We start from the raw sequence: 22,450 nt of genomic DNA, 5'->3' as shown, positions 1-22,450 counted from the left end.
AAGTAGGGGGGTGTGTTTTGGTTTTTGATTATTGGCGTTAGCTAAAAATATTAGTGCTATTAATCATAAATCGAACCACCCTGCTCCAACTGAATAAGCATCAAACGCATTTCAAATTCCAATTGATGATAATCAGGCAGCATGTGTAAACACAGTCTATAAAATGCTTTGTTATGCTCTTTCTCTTTCAAATGGGCTAGCTCGTGCACGACAATCATATTTAATAATGCTTCGGATGATTGCTTAAACACCGCACTAACGCGCAATTCGTTTTTTGCCTTAAGCTTACTCCCTTGTTTGCGCGAGACATAACTGTGCAAACCCAAAGCATTGTGTACCACATGAATTTTGCTGTCATAAATCACCTTGCTCAACGGTGAAGATTTCTTCATATGCTGATTTTTCAACCCTATTGCATACTCACGTAACTCGTGATCATTATAAATAGTATGTGGCACAGGATGCCGCTGTAATAAAAATTCAGTCAACTTGTCATTGGCCACCAATGACCTAACTTGTTGAACAACTGTAGCGGGATAACTACCAAGATATTTTTGAATCGAGGCATCGATCCCCGTAGCTGATGATAATTTAGACATGGTTTACAAAATATCAGAAAGGTATAAATATGACATCCTTTCTATTACTAAATGACACCCCCCTACTTTGAGCCACTTTTTTCATCAATTGATTTTCCAATAATTAAAATTGCTTTTCCAGTATGAAAACGATCTGAATTGACATCACTTAACAGGAAAGATAATTTGTATCTGGTTCATAATTGAAACTTTTGCTGTGATTGTCAGCTTTTTTTCCTATTATGATGGTAGTATCCCTCCTGAAATAAATTTTCAGTTTTTAATCATTAATTCAAGAACACTCTATAAATATGGATAATTCTTTAATAGAACAAGGGTTTAATCTCATGCTTTTTGGCATGGGGACAGTATTTATTTTCCTTACGATACTTATTTTCGCTACCGCGGGCATGTCTAAAACGATATTACGCTGGTTTCCTGAAAAAATTATTGAACCACCTACCCCAAAAAAGAGAGCTACGGCAGCTAGTGGGGCCAGTATTGCTCCTGCTACCTTAAAAATACTTCAAGCAGCCATAGACCAACACCGTAAAGGTAAATAAACGAATTCCCATTTTTTGTTGGGGTAAACGATAACCTAAATGAAATAGTTAAAGCACTATGAGTCAAAAACAAAATACAAGCAACAACCCCAATAAACTTCAAATCACTGATGTGGTTTTACGTGATGGGCATCAATCTTTATTCGCGACTAGAATGAGACTTGCAGACATGTTACCTATTGCTGAAAAGCTAGATAATGTGGGTTATTGGTCAGTTGAAACATGGGGCGGAGCGACGTTTGACTCTTGCATACGCTTCCTCGGTGAAGATCCATGGGATCGTATTCGCCAACTTAAAGCAGCAATGCCTAAAACGCCTCAACAAATGCTGTTTCGTGCTCAAAATATCCTCGGTTACCGTCATTATGCAGACGATGTTGTTAATAAATTCGTAGAACGAGCAGCCATAAACGGCGTAGATGTTTTCCGTGTTTTTGATGCGATGAATGATACCCGCAATATGGAAACAGCGTTAAAAGCGGTCAAGGAAACAGGTAAACACGCTCAAGCTACCATGTCTTATACAGTTAGCCCTGTTCACGATCTACAAGGCTGGCTCGATATGGCTAAACGCCTTGAAGACATCGGCAGTGATTCACTCTGTATCAAAGATATGGCGGGATTACTAAAACCTTATGCTGGCTTTGAATTAGTTTCTGAATTAAAGAAGGTTGTTGATTTAGACATTCACGTGCATTGTCATGCCACGACTGGCTTATCTTGCATGACCAATCTTAAATGTGCTGAAGCTGGTGCGGCTCGCGTTGATACGTCAATATCTTCAATGTCGATGACCTACGGCCATTCTTCTACAGAATCAATGGTTGCGACCATGCAAGGCACAGACCGCGATACGGGTCTTGATTTAGTCCTTATTGAAGAAATTTCTGCTTACTTCCGTGAAGTTCGTAAAAAATATGCAAAGTGGGAAGGTTCCTTAAAAGGTATCGATTCACGTATATTACTGGCTCAAGTTCCTGGTGGCATGCTTACCAATATGGAAGGTCAACTCAAAGAACAAGGTGCTGGCGACAAGCTAGACGAAGTATTAGCGGAAATTCCTAGAGTACGAAAGGATCTAGGTTATATTCCACTGGTTACACCGACTTCTCAAATCGTTGGAACACAGGCTGTTCTCAATGTATTAACAGGTGAGCGTTATAAAAAGCTTACCGGTGAGGCTGCCGGTGTTCTTCGTGGCGAATATGGCGCAACGCCTTCTAATGTGAATGAAGAGTTACAAAAGGAGGCTTTAGCTGGAGACGAACTAGTCACTTGCCGACCTGCTGATTTACTCGAATCTGAATTAGATAAGATCAAAGACGAACTTGTCGCAATAGCAAAAGAGAAGTCCATAGAACTTACTGAAGGCGAAGGTTTGATCGATGATGTTCTGACCTATGCTCTATTCCCTCAGGTGGGATTGAAATTCCTTGAAAACAGAAACAACCCTGATGCATTTGAGCCTATCCCAACAGGTAAAGAAGGTTCAACAGTAACATCAGCGACGGGCGAAGAGGTTTATACCGTAACCGTTGATGGTGTTGATCATGTCGTTACCGTAGGCAATGGTGGTGATATCACGGGTGTAGTTCCTACTTCTGGCGGATCTGCTGCAGGCGCATCAGCAGCTGGCGCGGGTGCCGCACCAAGCTCTTCGGAAGGGGAAGGTTTCCCAGCACCGATGGCAGGAAACGTATTTAAGGTTCAGGTCGCTCCGGGAGATCTCGTTGATGAAGGTGATGTAATGATCATTCTTGAGGCAATGAAAATGGAGATTACGGTGATCGCACCTAAGTCCGCTACTGTCGTAGATGTCGCAGTAAAAGAAGGCGACGATGTAGCCCTCGGCGATATATTAGTGACACTGGCCTAGGACTCGCTCATGGAAACTCTATTAAAATTATGGGGCGATTCTGGTATCGCTCAATTACAATTTGGCCAGGCAGCTATGATGCTTGTTGCCTTGGTGTTGCTCTATCTTGCGATTAAAAAGGGGTTTGAACCTCTACTTTTAGTGCCTATCGCTATTGGTACACTTCTGGTTAATGTGCCAGGTGGCGGTTTTGAAGCGGCCCCCGTTTATGATTCGCTTGGACACATGACGAGTCCTGGCGGCATGATGTATTACATCTATAACGTTGGTATCGCCTCAGGTATGTTCCCGCTTATTATCTTTATGGGCGTGGGCGCGATGACTGATTTTGGTCCGCTACTTGCTAATCCTAAAACCTTATTATTAGGCGCTGCAGCTCAGTTCGGCATCTTCGCAACGGTCATAGGCGCAGTAAGCTTAAGCTACTTTGGTATCCTTGATTTTAGTCTGAATGATGCTGCAGCTATTGGTATTATCGGTGGTGCAGATGGCCCAACAGCTATCTTCGTAACCAGTAAACTGGCCCCGGATATTCTCGGACCTGTAGCGGTTGCTGCTTATTCATATATGGCATTGGTTCCGATTATTCAGCCGCCTATTATGCGTGCATTAACCACTGAAAAAGAACGTTCTATTCAAATGGTTCAGTTACGCCATGTAACGAAAACAGAAAAAATCGTATTCCCATTATTACTACTTGGACTTGTCGCAATGGTATTACCTAGCGCGGCTCCTCTTTTAGGGATGTTCTGTTTTGGTAACTTAATGCGTGAAGCGGGTGTGGTAGATCGCTTGAGTGATACTGCTCAAAACTCATTGATCAATATTGTCACAATCTTCCTTGGTCTGGGTGTTGGATCAAAAATGAGCGCAGATAAATTCCTTAACTGGGAAACACTGGGTATTCTTGCATTAGGCGCAGTTGCTTTCTGTATTGGTACTGCTTCGGGTATCTTACTCGCTAAACTAATGAATAAATTCAGCGAGAATCCAATCAACCCATTGATCGGTTCTGCAGGTGTTTCTGCTGTGCCTATGGCGGCTCGTGTATCGAATAAAGTTGGACTAGAATCAAACCCACACAACCATTTACTTATGCACGCTATGGGACCAAATGTTGCTGGTGTTATTGGATCTGCTATTGCAGCAGGTGTGATGATTAGTATGGTTAGCTAAGCAAAAACACGACTATTACTTCATTTTAATCAGAAGCTAACTTCAACGAATAGCTTCTGATTAAAATGACACCCCCTACTTTGAGGCAGTTTTTCTGCTGTCTTTTACGCCAAACGCTTAGTTCACTATAGATTTAATCTTAATCTAGTTCTCTCTTTGATTATTGGCTTCGCTTGTCCTCTAGTTGTGAAGTGATAAGTCGTTTCGTATCGTTTACTTTAATCAGCTTCTCATCCTTTTCTGAATGAACTCCAGTCTTACATAGTGAATTCATATCTAGATAACAAAATAAATGATTGTAAATTGAGGTCTTCAACTCAAATTATCTGACGAGATACAATGCATTTCTTAAGGCAAAAACAGATGTTAGATTGATGGAATCTCAGAGATGCGAGACTGGATATTTTCAATACAAAGAGACTGTTGTTTTTGATGAAAGGCACCCCCCTACTTTGGGGCACTTTTTTACAGGGTTTTACAGAGATTAAAATATCTTTGAATTAATTCATTGTGAGTTTAATTTTGACTAGATGGAGTTCTACATAGCTCTCAATACATAGCTCTCAATACATAGCTCTCAATACATGACTAAACACTAACTAATAAACTATTAACTCAGATCATTACCTAGTGAATACTAAGTAATGAGTTTTTAAGAATGATCTGGGTCTACACTCGCATCTGCCAACGTCGTTGGTAACAACCGGAAGATTTTCATTCCGATAATCAGGAAACAAATGGCAAGACCTACTCCACCTATACCTAAAAGATATTCTGGCAAGGTAGCTGAGTATGCATTGAAAACACCATCAGAGAATGTACTACTGGTTTCCGAGTTTGGGAACAACACCAATGGATACGATTGTCCGCCAATCAAGATCACATAAATCTGGGCAAGACCGCCAAAAACAGCTAATGCTGCGGCCACAGCCAATGCCGTTCTATTATTTCTAAGGAAGGTACACCAAACCAGAAACATAGGTACCAAGCTCCCAAAAAGGATTTGGCCGTACCAGAATAGATTAGAGAACGGACCACCATTAAGGATATAGGACTCAACACCATGATGTTCTGTGGCATAGAGATTGGTTAAGTGCCTCACTAATTCCAGGAACAATACCAAGGCAATAAAAATCGCCAAGCTATAACGTAAACGATTTAATACGGCATCACCTAATTCACGACCCGTCATTTTGAAACTTGCCATCAGCACTAATGTGTAGATCGCAGTACCATATACGTAGGATGCTACGATAAATAATGGCGCTAGAATTGCGGCATCGTAATACTGTCTCGCAACCAGAAAACCGAAGATTGAGCCAGTACCCATAGTCAGCACAAAGCGCCAGATCATATTGATGATACCAACAGGCTTATACAGTTTTTTAGACGCTTTACTGCGATCCATCATCGTCCATAGATAGACGGCAATAATTGCTATGAAACCGGAATAAAGGATAATGTTCCACGCAAATATCGATTTAAAATTAATATAACCAAATGCCATTTCGATAACGTGTCCTATGCTTCCTAAATCAAGCAATAAAACGACCAAACCACCAATCAGTAGCGCTACTGCGAGAAAAGCAGATAAACGCCCTAATGGCTGATATATTTTTTTACCAAAGACCGTACCAACAGTCGCCACGTTAGCAGCACCTGATGCAGCAACGATTAAGAATATCGCAAACACATGAGGCATCCCCCATACGATTTGATTATTCATCCCGGTAACATAATGACCATGATGATGTATGTAGTAAAACGCAGCGATACCAGCCAAAGCCAATAAACCAAAGAAACCCAAAACAGCCCAGTAGCCGAAACCACTGTTTTTAACTTCACTGAATACGGTATTTGTAGCCATTTTATATACCCCAGTAACGCACGCCAGTATTCAACTCGAGATCAGCACGAATCTGCGTTCCACCATATTGTTTTAATACTTTGCTGATTTGGCTGTTTTCGTCGTTTAAATCACCGAATAACATTGCCTCAGGCGCTGCATCAACACACGCTGGATTCTTTCCTGCATCGACGCGATTAACACACATATTGCAAGATTCAACCGTACCCTTACCACGTGGAGTGCCTGGTCGTTGATCTACCAGAGTTTCATGAACGAAACTTCTGGCTTTGTAAGGACACGCCATCATGCAGTAACGACAACCAATACAGATGTGCTTATTCACCTGGACGATTCCATCAGCACGCTTCATTGATGCGCCAGTAGGGCATACATCGACGCAAGGCGCAGTCTCACAATGTTGACACATAACGGGTAAACTCATTGTTTTACCTGTCATTTTTTCTGTGACTTTTACTTTACGTACCCATTGTGCATCTTGTTGATCGTTTGAGTGTTTTTCATCACCCCAACCATGTTCTTTTTTACAGGCTTCAATACAGGCATCACCGCCATCGCTCAGCTTATTAATATCTATCAGCATGCCCCAACGTACTTTATCGCTGATTGGCTCATCGGCAGGTTTAGCCTGCACTTCGCGCAAGAATACACCCGGCGCAATTGTTACAGCTGCTGCTGTACCTGCTAGACCAGAGAGAAAATTTCGGCGGTATGAATCTATCTTACTCACTGATCACTCCCTTTTTTAGAGCTCGCTTTATTACTTTGATCTGTTTTTACATCTGAAATTTCATGGGTTTCAACAGTGACGTTTTTAGCCAATGACAGTGTTGCAATTTCATCGCTTACATTTGCCTGAATATAACTATTAATTTCAGTATGTCCTTTAGAATTATGATAATTCTGTATTGAATTGGATATTGCTGTCGCTTGTTGCTTTACAGGGTGATCAACATGACATTCAAAACAATCTAATTTAGCAGCTACATAGCCATGACACGTCGAGCAGAAATGCTCGGGGTTGGTATGCCGTAAAACTTCACCATTATGCTGTTCTGGCACATGACAATTAATGCAGGCATTCAAACTATACTTTTGCGTTCGAATTCCATTGTAGACAGTTTCATCTCGCTTATGCATAAGCTCGTCCATGTGATTCTTACGCATGTGAGCTACATGTTTATCGCGGATTTCATCAGAATCAAACTGCTTTGATGCTTTCATCAATGCAGGCGGCTCACTATCACAGGCACTTAAGCTTAGAAGTGTTACCGATAAAAACGATAATAAAACAGCCAAACGTACTGACTGTTTTAAAAACCGTGTAAATGTAGATTGAATTCTCAACATATTGTTCTCTGAAAATTGCTGATATCCAGCATTAACCGCCTAGGCCCATTTCAATGTAGCCTGTAGGACAAACATCAGAACAGATATGACAACCAATGCATTTGTTGTAATCAGTATCAACATATCTTCCCGTAGTAGATTGGTCTTTTTTGACTCTGAAGACAGCATCTTGAGGGCAGTAAATAACACAGTTATCGCACTCAAAACACATACCACAACTCATGCAACGTTCCGCTTCATCGACAACTTGTTGCTCTTCAAGTGCGTTCATACGCTCTACAAAGTGACCAAGTACCTGATTCTCATTTGGCACATCTTCAGTACGTTTATTTCGCTCTACATTTTCGAAATGACCCAGGAATAGTTCGCTGGAAGCGACAATTTCATGCTCAGAACGATCATCAAAGTTATGTACTGCAAAATCGTCTTTATCTGTACCACGAAGATCTTCTTCTTTACCCTCTTCATAAGAAACCGGGCTCAAGTTAAATTCTTTTAGTTTGTCTAATAAGTCAAAATGGTGTTTATCGACTTTTGGACGTTTGCTTAACTTTTCTTCGTTATGAACAAGATAGTGATCAATGGTTTCAGCAGCTATTGAAGCCTGACCGATTGCAGTCGTTAATAAGTGAGGACGAACAATATCACCAGCAACGAAGTGACCTTCTTTTCCAGGAACCTGATAAAAGTTATCAGCATCGATAGCGTTACGGTCATTACCGTACTCCTCAACACCTTCTAAGTCACCAAACTGTCCGATAGCAGAAACGATAAGATCAGCTTCGATTAGTGTCTCTTTACCGCCCTCTTTTGGCTTAGGCATATTGCCTTCCATAACAGCTTCAACCACTTTAAGTCCAATGGCTCTGCCATTTTCGTCAACAACGATTTCAGAAGGCATTACTTCGGTTAAAATTGTGACGCCTTCGATTAGTGCGTCTTGAACTTCATGCTCGGCTGCGGTCATTTGATCCAATGGAAACAATGACGTTAAGGTAACTTCCGCAGGTACTTTATTCGCAGGTTCTGCATCATGCTTCACTTTACCCGTTGCAACATCTTCAGCGTGCTCTGTGTAATTAGCTAATGAACCGATACGACGAGAGACAGAAACCACATCGATAGAAGTATCACCACCACCCACACAAACAACTTTAGGTGCAGTGTATTTCATATCACCAAGATTAAAGGCTTCCAGAAATTTTACTGCCGTAACAGCATTAGGAACTTGATCCCAGTTATCTACAAATAAACCACGACCATTTTTACAACCTAATGCCCAAAGAATGGCATCATATTCACTTTCAAGATCAGCAACGGCAACATCTTTACCAACACGCGTGTTTAGTTTTACTTCAACGCCATCCATATTTGTAATTCGTGCGATTTCAGCATCCATGCTGTCACGTGGTACACGATATCCCGGTATACCGTAACGAGCCATGCCACCCAATTGTGCATGATCGTCAAAAATTGTTGAGTAATGCCCCATTTTTCGTAATTGATACGCTGCCGCCATTCCAGCAACTCCGCCACCAATAATGGCAACTTTTTTACCTGTTGGCGTTGCAGAATCATCGAAAGTTAAGCCTGCCGCTGTCGCTTGATCACCAATGTACTGTTCTACAGAGTTGATTCCTACAAACTCGTCAACATCATTTCGGTTACAACCTTCTTCACAAGGTGCAGGACAAACTCTACCCATCATAGAAGGAAATGGATTCGCATCGGTAGAACGACGGAATGCATATTCCTGCATGGTCATGTCTCCTGTTGGCTTTTCTATGCCACGGACAATCTGTAGCCAGCCACGGATATCTTCACCAGAAGGACAACTTCCCTGACATGGTGGAGTTTTCTGAATATAGGTAGGACATTTATACGATGTATCTTCCTGGAAGATATGGTCTCCCATGCTGCTCCACGTATCATCGCCATCATCGTAACGACGAAATGTGTGGGTCTGTGCCAATTTCTTATCATCAGGTGAAGTTGCCATGCTTATATCTCCATTACTCTATCCAGAAAATTCTAGATAATTTAATTTCTAAAACGCTGTTAAAAATTTTCAACTCTTAATAGTCAAAATTAGCGTAATTTACTTATCGCTAGTTTCTTTCTCAGCTTCTGCGGATTCTTTTGCCGCCTTTTCTGCGGCTGCTTTTTCTCTTGCAGCTGCCCACTCTGCTTCTTCAGCAGCTTCTTTTGCTTCTATTTCTTCTTCAGTAAGTTGGCCTGTCAAGAAAATCGCGTTACTCACCAACTGGTGCACACTGACAATCATATCCATACTGAATCCATAGTAAGGAACGACCTTTGTGAATTGGGATTTACAAATAGCGCAGATCGCCGCCATGTGTGTTACCTGATGCTTATCAGTAACGTGTTTAAGTGCTTCCATTCTTGGCTGCGCACCTTTGATACGAATATCCATCAGATCATCAGTCAGGATTCCGCCACCGCCGCCACAACAGAATGTTGCGTCATGAATTGTGTCCGCCGGCATATCTACAAAGTTATTACAAACTGCTCTAATCACATTACGGGGAATATCGAACTGACCACCGGGTTTTGCTCCCATACGACTACCACGTGCAATATTACAAGAGTCATGAAAAGTCAGAACCATGTCGTCATTCTTTGACTTATCAATATTCAGCTTACCAGCCGCTAATGCGGGCTCAGTAATTTCTAATACGTGTTGTGGAATCGGGTAATTCTGATCGAGGAAATCAAAGGGTCCAGCAAGTGTATTTAAGAAGCTATACGCCACACGCCACGCGTGACCGCATTCGCCAAATACAATACGTTTAACACCCAAGTCTTGAGCTGCCTTACGAATACGCAAAGATATTTTACGCATATTCTCGTAACTGCCGATAAACATCCCGAAGTTAGCACCTTCAGATGCATAAGAGCTTAATGTCCAATCGAGTCCTAGCTCATGAAATACTTTTGCATAACCCATCAAACCATCAACATGAGGTTCTGCAAAGAAATCAGCGGAAGGGGTAATCAGAAGAATTTCTGCGCCTTTTTTATCCAAAGGTAATTTAACTTCGACGCCTGTTTCATCGTAAATATCCTCTTCCAGACCTTCTAAGGTATCAGCTAATGCTGCTTCTGGTAGACCAAGATTATTACCAATCTTATTAAGCTTACCCATGATCTCAGTACAGTACTTCTGCCCCATACCAATATGATCAAGAATCTCACGCGCTGCCATTGATATTTCAGCAGTATCGATACCATAAGGACAAAAAACCGAGCAACGACGACATTGTGAACACTGGTGATAGTAGTTATACCAATCTTTAACCACATCTTCGTCTAATTCAGCCGCACCAACAAATCCGGGCATACCCATTTTGCCGAAGAACTTACCAGCAAAGGTAAAGTAACGACGATACACTTTGCGTAATAAATCTTGTCTGGCGACTGGCATGTTCTTAGGATCAGTTGTTCCTAAGTAGTAATGACACTTATCTGTGCACGCACCACACTTTACACAAATGTCTAAAAATACCTGAAGCGATCGGTAGCGCCCCTTTAGGTCCGCCATTTTGTCTAGCGCACGTTCTTTCCAATTCTCAACTAAGGTATCAGTATTTCCGTATGCAGAAACATCTTCAGGCATATTGAAGTCTGTTGGAAAATGCATTGCTTCCTGAAATTCAGGTTTAGAAACCCAGGGCCCATGAGATTTCATTGCATCAGGCTGCAAAGCTGGCACATCTACTATGCCATCTTCACCGGTTATATCAGGAACATCATAATCAGCCACAATGATTCTCCCATACTTTATTCTCGATTTTAGACGCCAATTTGCTGCTTAGTTTCGGGTTTATTAGCATCGTTTAATCCAACTCATCCAGGAATATTTTATTTTGCTTTTCTAACTCTTCAGCCCACGGAGCTACATGTCGTTTTTCACGCGGGTTATCTACTTGATTTCGAGTAGGACTAAAGAAAATACCAGGTGCATGCAATAATTTACTGATTGGAAAAATCAGCATCAAAATGGCGACTAGCCCTAAATGTAATAGTAATAGCCCATCAGTAGGAAGCGGTTGCCAATCGAAGGTAATTAGCCCTCTAAAGAATGCTTTAACCATTACTATGTCAGTATGACTAACAAAGGACATTAGCAAACCTGAAATACCAATCATGATTAGCAATAACAGCATGGCGATGTCAGAGGGTGCTGAAATATAACGAACGCGGTCGATAAAAAGTCGACGGGCTAATAAACCTAACAAACCAATGATAAACAGGAATCCAGCATACTTACCAAACGGCTGCATAAACTGAACGAAACCCCAAATTGGTTCTTGCACGTATCTGAAGTGGCGAATCACAATCAGCAACATTGCATAGTGAAACAGAAAACCCAATGCCCACAACAATTTGTCCGAACGGAAGAGGCTCTTAAATAAGAATACTTCTTGCATCATTCGAATCACTACCCCGCCCTGTGTGACAGGTGCTGGTGTTGTAGGGATTTTGAGTGGTGCTGGGACTTTAGCGTATATTCGGATTTTATTTGCAACACCTAGTACCAATACAAGTGTCGCAGCCCAAAATAATACGGCATAAATAACACCAATGGTCATTTGCACTATGTAGCTCCTAAAATTCTTCTATCTCTATAACTTATTGTAATTCTTAATTTTTTATACTTTGCTTCTCTTTCTAAAATTCACAAAAGTGCTCGGGACTTATAAAAAAGACCAACTTTGATGAGTTTGAGAAAAAGAATTCGGAGATATTACGCTCCGAAATCTTTCAGACCACGTTATAAGCTCTGGGCTTACACACAACCCGTAGGCTTTGGAAGACCAGCATACTTACACGCTTGCTTACCAGGACCGTATGGGAATAAAGAGTAAAGGTACTTAGAGTTGCCTTTGTCTTTGCCTAAACGTTTACCAACAGCTTTTGTTAGTACACGAACTGCAGGAGCAATTTGATACTCTTCGTAATATTCACGAAGGAAGTTTATGATATCCCAGTGCTCATCTGTTAATTCTACGTCTTCACCTGATGCTAATGCTTTAGCAATTTCTGGTGTCCAAGCACTAAGGTCAACTAAATAACCTTCTTCATCTAATTCAATTGATTGACCATCTAATTCGAGTGCCATGTGAGCTCTCCTCTTGTTTATATACAAAAAATATAAAAATAAAAAATATCAGCTAAAAATCGTATTTCAGATCACTTGGAAAATCCAAGTTAATGTCATACAGGTTATAGCCAGCTTTGTGTCGTCTCGTTTTCTACGGTCAAGTCGACAAAACCTGCATAATCAACAGCTTTAATACCATCGATCATACGATCTTCACTTAAACCACGTGCTGCAAGATCACCACCTAAAACATACACTGACTTATCTGCCAATGCTGCCTTAAGTTTCTCAGAAAATGATGTTCCATCGATTGCACCAACGGTTGCATCTTCGATCATCAAAATTGAGTCACCTGCTTTAGCATGATTTAAACAACTTCTAAAAGCCACCTTTTCAAACGGTGACTTGTTTACAATATGTAGCATTGCCATTCTAGTATTCTCCGTTAGGTGATTAGAAGCTAAGAGTAACTTCTTGTTCGGCCATAACATCAGCCATTTCAGAACGACTTACCATGATAATTGATGGCTTTTCTGCCCAATCCTCATCTTCGTCTTCCCAAACAAGATCCATAAGATCATCTTGAGTTAAACCACGTTCTTCCAAAGACTCTTTCTCGACATAAAGCTTATTCACTTCATAGTCTCCTAGAGCTTTATAAGTATTAGAGAAGTTTTTTTGTCCAATACCTGTTGTATCTTGACCCTTAGTGATCTGATAAACACCGTCATCTATAAAAGCAAGTGAAACATCTTGCTCGAATGCTGCAGATATCAACACAACTTCCAGAGACTCTAGTGCATAAGCTGTACCGTAAGGCGCTTTGCGATTAACAAACATGAATTTCTTAGTAGCCATTTCGTTTAATCTCCAAATACAACAGTGCGATCAGCTTCAATTCCACCTTCGATCAATTGACCCAAACCAGAAATACGGAAGCCTTCAATTATATTGTTAGCATCCAAGCCCTGTCGCTTGGCTTCATCTTCATCCATGATACCGCGTCGTTGCGCAGCAGCAATACAGATCACCAAGTCAAGATCGTGCTCTTTTGCAAGTTCTGACCACTCTTTCTGGATCAAACGATCATCTGCTGGCGGAACACTTAAACGTGTGCCGTTGTTTACGCCATCGTGATAAAAGAAGATTCGAAAAATTTCGTGCCCTTGCGCCAATACTGCGCGAGCGAACTGAAGTGCCGAATCAGCAGACTGATGCTGATAAGGCCCTTCGTTAACCATAATTGTAAATTTCATCTATAAATCCTAATTGATAACTATGTAAAAACGATCTAGAAACGAATGTGCGTAGACGAATTCAAATTCGCACGCGCTCCGCGCCAGTTATCAATGTGGTACTTAGTGAAAGGCAAACCTGTCACTTCAAAGAAACGCGGCCATCCGATACGCTCAACCCATTCGTTGATACGTTCCCAATCACGAGCGCCTTCTTTGTAGCTCTCAAGAATCTTCTTAACTACTGCAGTCGCTTCAGGCCAGCGTGGTGGATTATTTGGAATACCAGCCGCAACTAAACGTTGGAATGTTGGCTTACCACGAGCATTAGAGTGATTACCACCGATCCAGATTGCAAGCTGAGTAAACTCATGATCATTAATCTGCATCGGAGGACATGGAGGGTAACAAGCACCACAACAAATACACTTCTTCTCATCCACTTCCAGCGAAGGCTTACCGTCAACCATGGCAGGACGAATCGCCGCAACAGGACAACGAGCAACAACCGATGGACGTTCACACACGTTACCTACAAGAGAGTGATCTATCTTAGGTGGCTTAGTGTGTTGTACATTGATCGCGATATCACCTTGACCACCACAGTTGATTTGACAACATGAAGTCGTGATATGAACACGGTTAGGCATATTCCAGTTTGTGAATTCGTCGTATAACTCATCCATCATCGATTTAACAACGCCCGATGCATCAGTACCAGGAATATCACAATGCAACCAACCCTGTGTATGCGAGATCGACGCAACCGAGTTACGTGTACCACCTACTGCATAACCTTTATCTTTCAAGGCATCGACTAGTGGCTGAACTTTTTCTTCGTGATCGGTATAGAATTCGATATTACTACGAATAGTGAAACGTACGTGTCCGTCTGCATATTCATCAGCGATATCCATAAGATCGCGCAGAGTGAACACGTCAAGGATACGTTGAGTACCCGCTTTTACTGTATAGAGTTTGTCACCATTCTTAGCGACATGGACCATTACACCTGGCTGCGTATCTTCGTGGTAATCCCACATGCCGAAGTTACGACGCATCGTCGGGTGCATATATTGAAAGCCATCAGGACAACCTGATTCTATCGGTTCACGCATCTGTGGTTTTGACATGGTATTGCTCCTAAAATCTGTTAATTAGACGAGACATAAACTGCATCTCGCCAATTAGTCATTCATCATGTAATAAGGTTAGAGTTAAACAGCTACTAGCTAGCAGCTTTCTCTTCACGCTTGCGGTTAAACCACTCTTCAGCAGCCTCATCCCAACCATCTGTTCGCACATAAGATACGTTTCGTGGTTGCGCAATCATGTTTGGATCTGGATCAACGCCAATACCTTCTAGGAAATTAACTAAGCCAATACGCTCAATCATCTCACCTGTACGCTCATGCTCAAGACCATTCTCAGCCCAGAAATCAATGATCTCTTCAGCAAGCTCAACAATCTGCTCATAATCTTCCGCAGTTTCCAGCTTCATGAATGGAACCAGCACTGTTCCCATCAAGTCACCAATCTTCAGCGTACGCTTACCACCACAAAGAATCGTTACACCTTTGTCATCACCAGGACTGATAGCCTTTGGCACAACATTCATGCAGTGCATAGAACGAACACAGTTGCTTTCATCCGCAATCAATGAATTGTCTTCGCCTAAAGAAAGTGATTTAGAATGACAACGTGAAATAACGTTATCCATCACATACTCAACACCTTTGTCAGCAACAAATGCTTTCCAATGGTCCTGATTGATTTTCTTGTGATCTCTCCAGGTACCGATAACGGCAAAGTCAGCACGCTCGATAGCATTTTGACAATCGTTAGGACAACCAGAAACTTTAAATTTGAATTTGTAAGGAAGCGCTGGACGGTGAACATCGTCAGTAAAGTTATTCACTAGATGACGGTGAACCGCGTGCTCGTTTGCACAAGATTGCTCACAACGTGCTGCACCCACACATGACATCGCTGTACGTACACAGGGACCTGCTCCACCAAGATCCCAACCATAGTCGTTGATCTCGTCAAAGAAGTGCTGAAAACTATCATTATCAGCACCGATAAACATGATGTTACCTGTCTGACCGTGGAAAGTTTGAAGGCCTGAACCCCATTTTTCCCAACTGTCTGCAAGCTTGCGCATCATGTCAGTTGTGTAGTAGTTACCCGGAGTTGGCTGCACACGTAATGTATGAAACTCTCTAGACTCAGGGAATTTATCCCCTACTTCAGAGAAACGAGGAATAATACCGCCGCCATATCCGAATACCGAGATCGTGCCACCTTTCCAGTAACCCATCTTGGTCTCGTATGAATGCTCAAGCTGACCGAGTAATCCGTTCGTTACATTATTGATACGCTCATCAGGGTGATTGTCACGTAGGTTTTTAATGCCACTGATGAAGCTTGGCCAAGGACCATCTTCTAAAACGTCTAGCATCGGCGTAGGATACTTCTTAATATCAGCCATTATTGCCTCCTCATAATTTTGATTATCTAACAGAGAATAAAATCACTCTGTCACTCAATTTAAGCCGCACTACACCGTCTTTGATATTGGTATATTTACGATATAAGCATATTCTAATAGTTAAGCGCTGATATAAGAATCTCACCCATGGGATGCTATGAAATAATTATCCTATCCCTTAGTGGGTAGGTGTTTTTTTCGACAAAATTTGCGTTAATACAAATGTGCCCTAGAAAAGCAGTAAAGAATATTCGAATATGCTTAAATAGCAAGTAAATATTACGAAATCTCAAGAGCAAATAAACCGGTAAAACTATGCCTTCACCCTTTTCCTTAGCCAATCAAGAAAGTTATCTACGCTGGAGAGATGCCAAGCTTGCAAGGGTTGAAAGTGCTTATCAAAAGTCACCCCCCCACTTTCAGGGCATAATTCAAAATGGTCTTTCGCCTACTGAGAATGAATTAAATAACATCATCAAACAATGCAATGATTATTGTCTCTCTCTGTATCAAATCAGAGACCATGAAAGCTACGATATCAAGCAGACGAAACGTATGATTTTGTCACTTGCCAATAAATTGGGACTTTCACAATTAGATGGCAATATCTGTGCTGACGAAGATAGCCTGACCTCAATCACACAGACAAGCCGAGCGGGTCAACACGAGTACATTCCCTATTCCACAAAGCGACTAAGCTGGCACACAGACGGATACTATAATTTACCGCAGAACACTATACATTCGATGCTATTGCATTGTGCTCGACAAGCCGAAGAAGGCGGCGAGTCCAAATTTATGGATCACGAAATTGCCTATATATTGCTGCGTGATAAGAACCCCGACTATATCGAAGCCTTAATGAAGAAAAATGTTCTAACCATTCCCGCCAACATACAGAATGGAAAGGAAATCAGAGCAGCGCAAACAGGTCCGGTTTTTTCATTGAATACTCAAGGGCAGTTACACATGCGTTACTCGGCTCGTAAAAGAAATATTGAATGGAAGCAAGATGCCACCACACTAGATGCTGTGGGATTTATAGAAAAAATGTTTGAAAGTGAGTCAAAGTACATCATTAAACATAGATTAAAAGCGGGAGAAGGAATCATTTGTCGAAACGTGCTTCATTGCCGTACGGCTTATGTGGATTCTGATCATCCAGAGGAAAAACGTTTACTCTTTCGTGGTCGTTTTTATGACGAACTACCGCTTTTAGATGCAAGCAAACCCTCATAAAAGCAACCATATTTATTAATTAGAACAAGGTATACACTATGCTATCACTCAGTGAATTACTGCTAAAAGAAAGCGATAACATATCCAATTTTGAAGAACTTAAAAGCTGCATCCAAAAAACGGCAATAGAAACTCGCGAGCTACATTTTCAGGTGGATATCGAGCCGCCAGCTTATGATGATCGTCCTAGTGACTGGCACGATCAACTCAATTTAGCGTTTGAATCAGCACGCTAAAAACTTGCAATCTAGAGAGATTAGAAATGTTCTGGGAAGAAGATGAAGATAAAACATTACCCTATCAAGCGCCTGATGACGTAATTGATATGGTGTTTGCGATGCAAAGCAAAACGCTTCCCTTAAATCATGCCTGGCCATTATCGAGAGAGATTATTAAACACCTGCCATGGCTGACAGACTATGACTTTGCAGGTATCCATCAAATCCATGTCGCCGAGAGCAATAACGGCTGGATGCGCCCAGAGGATGATGAAATAGGCGCCGTGCTATACCCTTCAAAAAGAACCAAACTCACAATCAGAATCCCCTTAGAAAAATATGACGAAGCAAGCAATATCATTGGGCAAACGCTGAATATCGATGGCCATGAACTCGTTGTTGGCAAAGCAAAAAAGAAAATATTTACCAATGTCGGCGTACTCTTCGCACGTTACGTTTTGTGCGAACCTAACGAAGATGAAAATACCTTTCTCACCCGAATGGCTGCTGAAATCAACACTAAAACTGGTTTTAAAGTAAAGAAAATGCTCTGCGGAAAAAGCCATAACATTACAACGCCAGACCTTGATTTACATACCAAGCATCTCATGATTGCTGACTTAGACAGCGATACCTCTATCAAAATTCAGCAACTAGGATTAGGTGGTTCAAGAGAATTAGGATGCGGTTTATTCTTGCCACATAAAAGCATCAAGACGTTAAAACCCACCGAATAATTGTGTAGCAATACCCCGACTTTGAATAATATTACGTCTTTTATTAACGTAGCTTGAAATGGAATCTGAGTACTTTTCACAGCTTGTACTACTATTAGTTAATCCTTTATTTTAAAAAACCTGTAAACGCTCACCTCCTCAATGGAGTTCAAAATGCAAATCGAAAAACTCGATCACGTCAATATACGAACCACTCAACTTGATAACATGATCAATTGGTATAGTCATGTTCTAGGCATGAAAACCGGAGATCGACCTAACTTTCCTTTCCCTGGAGCCTGGCTGTATTCAAACGACACCGTGATGGTGCATTTAATTGGTATTGATGGCCCAGAAGGTATTGGCTCTGAAGCTTACTTAAAACTGGAGCATTTTGCGTTTAGCGCCTCAGGACTCAATGAATTTGAAGCACAATTAAATGAATTGAAGGAAGAATACCGTCGCGTTGACCTATCTGCAGTCAACTTAGTACAAATCAATATCTGGGACCCTGACGGAAATCATATACATGTTGATTTTGCTGCTGACGAGTAGAGATCAACATAGCTAATAACTGACTAAACGAGTTTACTCGGTATCATCTTTATTTTTATCTTTATTTTTTTAGCTATTCAACAAACAATAGTCACCCCCCTACTTACAGCGAGTTTTTTTAGTCTGATTAAAAAAAGCGGTAAAAACGCTCACTTATGTAAAATCTGTCTTGAAGTGATTACGACTTAAATCTGCCTACTTTTTGCCCAATATAGCACTCCCAATAAAATCAGCGATTCCACCTGAAAAAGTGAATTTATCAGCAAGCTTAATTAGCAACCGCTCATCAGCGAAAACTACCAAAAATGAACCTAGGGTGTATAAATAAGTTCGTGAATGGCTAACCGCTGATGCTTACTCACGATTCACTCTAATATAATAAACATAAAATAGGGGCAATACATGGCTGCAATTCACACCGTTTTAATCGCTGATGATTCAGATACACAACTATTGCATTTGAAATCGATTCTGGAAGCCGCTGGTTACCAAACAATTACTGCAAATTCAGGAAACGAAGCAATCTCCTTGAGCCAAACATTATCTCCGGATGCAATTATGTTAGATATTGTGATGGAAGATGGTGACGGTTATAAAGCGTGTCGCACGATTAAAAAGAACCCGGAAACAATCAACACACCTATCATTATGGTGTCCAGTAAATCAAACCCGGTTGATAAACAATGGGCGCGACAATTAGGCGCGACAGATTACATCGTAAAGCCCTATGAAAACTCTGAAGTTTTAGAAAAATTACAGGCTATTTAATTAAAATCACAGACATACTCAATAACTAAAAATAACAATAAACGACGCTTTTAATTCAGTACTTTTCGTATGATAACTTTTGAGCAATTTGGAGCAATAAGTGACCACACTTGAGATTGAAAACAACCTAGAAAATGAAGTAGAAATGGGAGCAGTTACTCAGTTAGAAACATCTCTAACAAATAGCGCATTCTATGACACAAATACATTCACTAAACACAGTGACGAATCATTTTCTGCAACGCTTCAAAAAGCCATTGATTTTAGTACCAATACGTCGCAAAACGGACACGAAGATGCCGAACTTAACGATAAGCAATTTTATTATTCAAGCGGCTCAAACTACTTCCTTTTAGAAAAAAACTTAAAGGCGGAAACAATAAAAAATATGCCTATCAACCAGATTCCTTTTACACCCAACTGGTTTATGGGAATCGTAAATATACGCGGGATAATTATGCCCGTTATCAATATACAGCAGTTTGTCAATTTTCAAACTAATGCTGTGAGTCAAGATAACAGTGACTCAGATGAAACACAGCAAAATGAAAGTTATCTTTTAAAACTAGAACACCAAAATCATTCGCCGATTGTGTTCAAAGTAGATAGCCTTCCTAGACAGATCAGTATTAATAAGGTTAAGAAAAGAACCAAAATAAACAATAAACCTGTCTGGATGTTAAATACGTTAGACAATGATACAAACTCGATCATTGAGATAGATCATCATCAATTATTGAGCCAGATAAAAGAGCTTAGCTAGATTCAAGTAAATAAAAAATAAAATAAAAAATGCGTAAAACGCGCCTAAAACAACAATAAAAAACAAAGGAAAAACCATGTTAAATAGACTATCCATCGGTATGAGAATGCTAGTATTCATCATGCTGCCAGTTATCATATTCTTCGTGATTGGGATTATTTCTTTAAATGGTATTGACCAGGATCATCGCGCATTAAAAACGGGTGACCAAAACCTAAAGACGGTTTTAGCGTCATCTAACGTCAACTACAATATCAATCAACATTACAGCCTACTCCTATCGAATATAAACATGGGATTTATTCCATGGTCTGAAGGTGAATCTAAAACCAGAAAAGGCATTCAGACTATTCAATCTAGCTTCTCAAAGTTTAATAGTGCGCTTTCTTCAGAAGAAAAAAGAACACCCGAAGTTAAAGAGCTTTTCAACGCACAGGACGATCTAATCGCAGGTTACGTATCGATCAAGAAATTCTTTAGCGATGGTTACGGTGAAGCAGAAAAAATTGCTTTGAATAACTACGCTCAAACCAAGATGCTCCCTCTTGCGAAAACTGTGGAAGACAAAATCAACAATATTGTTGATGAAAAATTTGCTGAAACATCGGCCATCAGCAGCACCGCATTAGAACAAGCCGGCTTTACGCGTAACAACGTACTTATCGCTTTATTTAGTGGCGTATTAGTTATGATCATTTTTGGTAATTTGATTATGCAATCAATCACCATCCCGACTAAGAACCTGACAGACGTTGTTCATCGTTTAGCGTCTGGTGAATACGATGCCCGTGTAACCACACGAGGTAAGGATGAATTCTTTAGTTTAGGTACTGCATTCAACTCGCTTCTCGATGACCGTGCTGTCACACTTAACACTATAGACTCAGAGCATAAGGAATTAAACCAATCAGTATTTGGTCTTCTGCAAGCGGTTGCTGAGTTAAGTGAACGTAACCTCACGATCCGCGCCAACGTAACAGAAGATGCAACAGGCCCTGTAGCGGATGCGATCAACTTACTTGCTGAAGAAACTTCAGCGACACTTTTCGAAGTTCGTAATGTTGCCACAGAAGTTAACGAAACGTCGCAGAAGGTAAATACTCACTTAATGTCGGTAAATAAACTCGCTATGAAAGAGCAGGAACGTGCGATAGAAACAACCGATCAAATGAATAAAATGTTACTACGCCTTGATTCCATTGCAGAGTCTGCTGCGGCCACCAACACCATGGCTGACAATACCTCTATTTCAACCAAGAGAGCGCATGAGTCAGTATCAGACACGCTAAACGGAATGTCCGTCATCCGTGAAACCGTTCAAGAAACAGGTAAACGTATTAAACAATTGGGTGAGCGTTCTCAAGAAATCTCTCATGTTATAGAAATTATCAACACCATCGCTGAAAGAACAACAGTATTGGCACTTAATGCCAGTATGCAGGCAGTTGCAGCCGGTGATGCAGGACGTGGCTTCTCTGTTATCGCGGAAGAAATCCAGCGACTGGCAGAAAGTTCTCGCGAATCTACCAGCCAGATTTCAACATTGGTACGAAACATTCAGCAAGAAACCAATACCACCATTGCCACCATGGATCAGACTATCGAGCAAGTAATCGACGGATCAACAAAAGCCGAAGATGCTGCAGAGCAGATGAAACGCGTACTTGAGACGACTTCTGAGCTTGTACATTCGGTTGACCAGATCGCCATCGCATCTAAAGATCAGGTGAGTATCAGTGAGGGTCTTAAACACAAAGCCGAAGGTATTCTTAAATCTACCCAATCTACCGGACAAGAATTACTCTCGTTAACAGGTTTAAGCCGCAATATGGCCGAATATGCACAACAACTCGTGAAGTCTGTAAATGTCTTTAAGATTGACGAAGAAGACTCCGCCAAAACTATACATAACGCAAAAGTATAAGGTTTA

General features: G+C 41.0%; 23 protein-coding genes. 10 read left to right on the top strand and 13 right to left on the bottom strand.

The features are described 5' to 3' along the window. Nucleotides 1-59: 59 nt before the first annotated feature. Entirely contained in the window at nt 60-599 is a 540-nt protein-coding gene (locus OO007_RS15985) for a YgjP-like metallopeptidase domain-containing protein (RefSeq protein WP_325809538.1), read from the bottom strand. A 290-nt stretch (nt 600-889) separates the two neighbouring features. On the opposite strand from OO007_RS15985, the gene OO007_RS15980 reads away from it, so the two are divergent. The 3 genes from OO007_RS15980 to OO007_RS15970 are packed head-to-tail and all read left to right on the top strand — an operon-like array spanning nt 890 to nt 4,193. Further along, nucleotides 890-1,141 carry an OadG family protein gene (locus OO007_RS15980; RefSeq protein WP_131906663.1) on the top strand — a complete coding sequence of 84 codons (252 nt, stop codon included), beginning with the start codon at nt 890-892 and terminating at the stop codon, nt 1,139-1,141. 58 nt (nt 1,142-1,199) lie between these two features. Next, nucleotides 1,200-3,017: a sodium-extruding oxaloacetate decarboxylase subunit alpha gene (gene oadA / locus OO007_RS15975; RefSeq protein WP_325809537.1), complete on the top strand. Its 1,818-nt coding sequence runs from the start codon at nt 1,200-1,202 to the stop codon at nt 3,015-3,017. A gap of 9 nt (nt 3,018-3,026) precedes the next feature. Continuing rightward, entirely contained in the window at nt 3,027-4,193 is a 1,167-nt protein-coding gene (locus OO007_RS15970; protein WP_131906665.1) for a sodium ion-translocating decarboxylase subunit beta, read from the top strand. A 652-nt stretch (nt 4,194-4,845) separates the two neighbouring features. Here OO007_RS15970 and nrfD read toward each other — a convergent pair. The 12 genes from nrfD to dsrA all read right to left on the bottom strand — a co-directional run bounded on the left by nrfD (nt 4,846) and on the right by dsrA (nt 16,261). After that, nucleotides 4,846-6,060, bottom strand: a complete 1,215-nt coding sequence (gene nrfD / locus OO007_RS15965) for an NrfD/PsrC family molybdoenzyme membrane anchor subunit (protein ID WP_325809536.1) — start codon at nt 6,058-6,060, stop codon at nt 4,846-4,848. Nucleotide 6,061: 1 nt separating this feature from the next. Beyond that, nucleotides 6,062-6,790, bottom strand: a complete 729-nt coding sequence (dsrO, locus tag OO007_RS15960) for a sulfate reduction electron transfer complex DsrMKJOP subunit DsrO (RefSeq protein ID WP_325809535.1) — start codon at nt 6,788-6,790, stop codon at nt 6,062-6,064. After that, complete coding sequence (locus OO007_RS15955) at nt 6,787-7,410, bottom strand: hypothetical protein (RefSeq protein WP_325809534.1); 624 nt, start codon at nt 7,408-7,410, stop codon at nt 6,787-6,789. The genes dsrO and OO007_RS15955 overlap by 4 nt, the downstream gene beginning before the upstream one ends. A gap of 31 nt (nt 7,411-7,441) precedes the next feature. Continuing rightward, a complete protein-coding gene (locus OO007_RS15950) occupies nt 7,442-9,409 on the bottom strand; it encodes an NAD(P)-binding protein (protein ID WP_131906669.1) in 1,968 nt (655 codons plus the stop codon). Between the two features lie 99 nt (nt 9,410-9,508). Beyond that, nucleotides 9,509-11,194 carry a sulfate reduction electron transfer complex DsrMKJOP subunit DsrK gene (gene dsrK, locus OO007_RS15945; RefSeq protein ID WP_325809533.1) on the bottom strand — a complete coding sequence of 562 codons (1,686 nt, stop codon included), beginning with the start codon at nt 11,192-11,194 and terminating at the stop codon, nt 9,509-9,511. Between the two features lie 73 nt (nt 11,195-11,267). Continuing rightward, on the bottom strand, nt 11,268-12,023 hold the full coding sequence (locus OO007_RS15940) for a respiratory nitrate reductase subunit gamma (protein WP_325809785.1): 756 nt from the start codon (nt 12,021-12,023) through the stop codon (nt 11,268-11,270). A 197-nt stretch (nt 12,024-12,220) separates the two neighbouring features. After that, nucleotides 12,221-12,553 (bottom strand): TusE/DsrC/DsvC family sulfur relay protein, encoded by a 333-nt coding sequence (locus OO007_RS15935; protein WP_131906670.1) that lies wholly within the window; start codon nt 12,551-12,553, stop codon nt 12,221-12,223. Between the two features lie 104 nt (nt 12,554-12,657). Continuing rightward, the gene (gene tusB / locus OO007_RS15930) at nt 12,658-12,966 is read right to left on the bottom strand and encodes a sulfurtransferase complex subunit TusB (RefSeq protein ID WP_131906671.1); all 309 of its coding nucleotides are present in this window, start codon (nt 12,964-12,966) and stop codon (nt 12,658-12,660) included. Nucleotides 12,967-12,988: 22 nt separating this feature from the next. After that, nucleotides 12,989-13,393 (bottom strand): sulfurtransferase complex subunit TusC, encoded by a 405-nt coding sequence (gene tusC, locus OO007_RS15925; RefSeq protein WP_325809532.1) that lies wholly within the window; start codon nt 13,391-13,393, stop codon nt 12,989-12,991. 5 nt (nt 13,394-13,398) lie between these two features. Next, nucleotides 13,399-13,791: a sulfurtransferase complex subunit TusD gene (gene tusD, locus OO007_RS15920; RefSeq protein WP_131906673.1), complete on the bottom strand. Its 393-nt coding sequence runs from the start codon at nt 13,789-13,791 to the stop codon at nt 13,399-13,401. A 35-nt stretch (nt 13,792-13,826) separates the two neighbouring features. Further along, a complete protein-coding gene (dsrB, locus tag OO007_RS15915; RefSeq protein ID WP_131906674.1) occupies nt 13,827-14,903 on the bottom strand; it encodes a dissimilatory-type sulfite reductase subunit beta in 1,077 nt (358 codons plus the stop codon). Between the two features lie 95 nt (nt 14,904-14,998). Then, a complete protein-coding gene (gene dsrA, locus OO007_RS15910; protein ID WP_131906675.1) occupies nt 14,999-16,261 on the bottom strand; it encodes a dissimilatory-type sulfite reductase subunit alpha in 1,263 nt (420 codons plus the stop codon). 315 nt (nt 16,262-16,576) lie between these two features. Here dsrA and OO007_RS15905 point away from each other — a divergent pair, with 315 nt between their 5' ends. From OO007_RS15905 to OO007_RS15875, 7 genes are all read left to right on the top strand, one after another. Continuing rightward, entirely contained in the window at nt 16,577-17,500 is a 924-nt protein-coding gene (locus OO007_RS15905) for a TauD/TfdA family dioxygenase (protein WP_325809531.1), read from the top strand. A gap of 38 nt (nt 17,501-17,538) precedes the next feature. After that, a complete protein-coding gene (locus OO007_RS15900; protein ID WP_131906677.1) occupies nt 17,539-17,736 on the top strand; it encodes a hypothetical protein in 198 nt (65 codons plus the stop codon). A 26-nt stretch (nt 17,737-17,762) separates the two neighbouring features. Then, nucleotides 17,763-18,455 (top strand): type I-MYXAN CRISPR-associated protein Cas6/Cmx6, encoded by a 693-nt coding sequence (gene cas6, locus OO007_RS15895; RefSeq protein WP_131906678.1) that lies wholly within the window; start codon nt 17,763-17,765, stop codon nt 18,453-18,455. Nucleotides 18,456-18,608: 153 nt separating this feature from the next. Further along, nucleotides 18,609-18,989 carry a VOC family protein gene (locus OO007_RS15890; RefSeq protein WP_325809530.1) on the top strand — a complete coding sequence of 127 codons (381 nt, stop codon included), beginning with the start codon at nt 18,609-18,611 and terminating at the stop codon, nt 18,987-18,989. A gap of 402 nt (nt 18,990-19,391) precedes the next feature. After that, on the top strand, nt 19,392-19,757 hold the full coding sequence (locus OO007_RS15885) for a response regulator (protein WP_131906680.1): 366 nt from the start codon (nt 19,392-19,394) through the stop codon (nt 19,755-19,757). 100 nt (nt 19,758-19,857) lie between these two features. Further along, the gene (locus OO007_RS15880; protein WP_325809529.1) at nt 19,858-20,520 is read left to right on the top strand and encodes a chemotaxis protein CheW; all 663 of its coding nucleotides are present in this window, start codon (nt 19,858-19,860) and stop codon (nt 20,518-20,520) included. Between the two features lie 76 nt (nt 20,521-20,596). Next, entirely contained in the window at nt 20,597-22,444 is a 1,848-nt protein-coding gene (locus OO007_RS15875; RefSeq protein ID WP_325809528.1) for a methyl-accepting chemotaxis protein, read from the top strand. Nucleotides 22,445-22,450: the final 6 nt, after the last annotated feature.

Source organism: Cocleimonas sp. KMM 6892 (assembly GCF_035798195.1).
GTDB lineage: Bacteria > Pseudomonadota > Gammaproteobacteria > Thiotrichales > Thiotrichaceae > Cocleimonas > Cocleimonas flava.
The sequence above is the reverse complement of the archived record's forward strand: the minus strand, read 5'-3'. Positions and strand labels throughout refer to the sequence as shown.

Excerpts from the sequence above, each read along its gene's own strand:
- OO007_RS15985 (WP_325809538.1), bottom strand. The coding sequence starts at position 599 with ATGTCTAAATTATCATCAGCTACGGGGATCGATGCCTCGATTCAAAAA.
- OO007_RS15980 (WP_131906663.1), top strand. The coding sequence starts at position 890 with ATGGATAATTCTTTAATAGAACAAGGGTTTAATCTCATGCTTTTTGGC.
- oadA (WP_325809537.1), top strand. The coding sequence starts at position 1,200 with ATGAGTCAAAAACAAAATACAAGCAACAACCCCAATAAACTTCAAATC.
- OO007_RS15970 (WP_131906665.1), top strand. The coding sequence starts at position 3,027 with ATGGAAACTCTATTAAAATTATGGGGCGATTCTGGTATCGCTCAATTA.
- nrfD (WP_325809536.1), bottom strand. The coding sequence starts at position 6,060 with ATGGCTACAAATACCGTATTCAGTGAAGTTAAAAACAGTGGTTTCGGC.
- OO007_RS15955 (WP_325809534.1), bottom strand. The coding sequence starts at position 7,410 with ATGTTGAGAATTCAATCTACATTTACACGGTTTTTAAAACAGTCAGTA.
- OO007_RS15950 (WP_131906669.1), bottom strand. The coding sequence starts at position 9,409 with ATGGCAACTTCACCTGATGATAAGAAATTGGCACAGACCCACACATTT.
- OO007_RS15940 (WP_325809785.1), bottom strand. The coding sequence starts at position 12,023 with ATGACCATTGGTGTTATTTATGCCGTATTATTTTGGGCTGCGACACTT.
- OO007_RS15935 (WP_131906670.1), bottom strand. The coding sequence starts at position 12,553 with ATGGCACTCGAATTAGATGGTCAATCAATTGAATTAGATGAAGAAGGT.
- tusB (WP_131906671.1), bottom strand. The coding sequence starts at position 12,966 with ATGGCAATGCTACATATTGTAAACAAGTCACCGTTTGAAAAGGTGGCT.
- tusC (WP_325809532.1), bottom strand. The coding sequence starts at position 13,393 with ATGGCTACTAAGAAATTCATGTTTGTTAATCGCAAAGCGCCTTACGGT.
- tusD (WP_131906673.1), bottom strand. The coding sequence starts at position 13,791 with ATGAAATTTACAATTATGGTTAACGAAGGGCCTTATCAGCATCAGTCT.
- dsrB (WP_131906674.1), bottom strand. The coding sequence starts at position 14,903 with ATGTCAAAACCACAGATGCGTGAACCGATAGAATCAGGTTGTCCTGAT.
- dsrA (WP_131906675.1), bottom strand. The coding sequence starts at position 16,261 with ATGGCTGATATTAAGAAGTATCCTACGCCGATGCTAGACGTTTTAGAA.
- OO007_RS15905 (WP_325809531.1), top strand. The coding sequence starts at position 16,577 with ATGCCTTCACCCTTTTCCTTAGCCAATCAAGAAAGTTATCTACGCTGG.
- OO007_RS15900 (WP_131906677.1), top strand. The coding sequence starts at position 17,539 with ATGCTATCACTCAGTGAATTACTGCTAAAAGAAAGCGATAACATATCC.
- cas6 (WP_131906678.1), top strand. The coding sequence starts at position 17,763 with ATGTTCTGGGAAGAAGATGAAGATAAAACATTACCCTATCAAGCGCCT.
- OO007_RS15890 (WP_325809530.1), top strand. The coding sequence starts at position 18,609 with ATGCAAATCGAAAAACTCGATCACGTCAATATACGAACCACTCAACTT.
- OO007_RS15885 (WP_131906680.1), top strand. The coding sequence starts at position 19,392 with ATGGCTGCAATTCACACCGTTTTAATCGCTGATGATTCAGATACACAA.
- OO007_RS15875 (WP_325809528.1), top strand. The coding sequence starts at position 20,597 with ATGTTAAATAGACTATCCATCGGTATGAGAATGCTAGTATTCATCATG.